Origin of the sequence: Tritonibacter sp. SIMBA_163 (assembly GCF_046535935.1) — a bacterium.
Taxonomy (GTDB): domain Bacteria; phylum Pseudomonadota; class Alphaproteobacteria; order Rhodobacterales; family Rhodobacteraceae; genus Epibacterium; species Epibacterium scottomollicae.
Genome location: NZ_JAWJBP010000837.1, coordinates 1 through 255, shown reverse-complemented (window position 1 = coordinate 255; position 255 = coordinate 1). Strand labels below are relative to the sequence as shown.

Genomic DNA, 255 nt, shown 5'->3' with positions numbered 1-255 from the left:
CCTGTTCATTATCGCCATCGGCCTCGGCATCGGCGCCTTCTATGTGCGTTCGCTCACCATCATGCTTGTCGAGCGCAAGACGCTTGGCCAGTACCGCTATCTCGAGCATGGCGCTTTCTATGCAATCCTGGTTCTGGCGGTCATCATGTATGTCCAGACACTGGTGCATATTCCGGAAGTCATCACCGGCCTTATCGGTGCGGCCCTGATCGGTCTCTCGTTCATGTCTTCGTTGCGCTACAACCGGCTCAATCC

The 255-nt window shown here is 56.1% G+C and carries 1 protein-coding gene; it reads left to right on the top strand.

Translation table 11 applies throughout. The features are described 5' to 3' along the window. Positions 1 to 255, top strand: a 255-nt coding sequence (locus R0J92_RS24685; protein WP_411053627.1) for a DUF475 domain-containing protein, incomplete at both ends; no start/stop codon positions are given.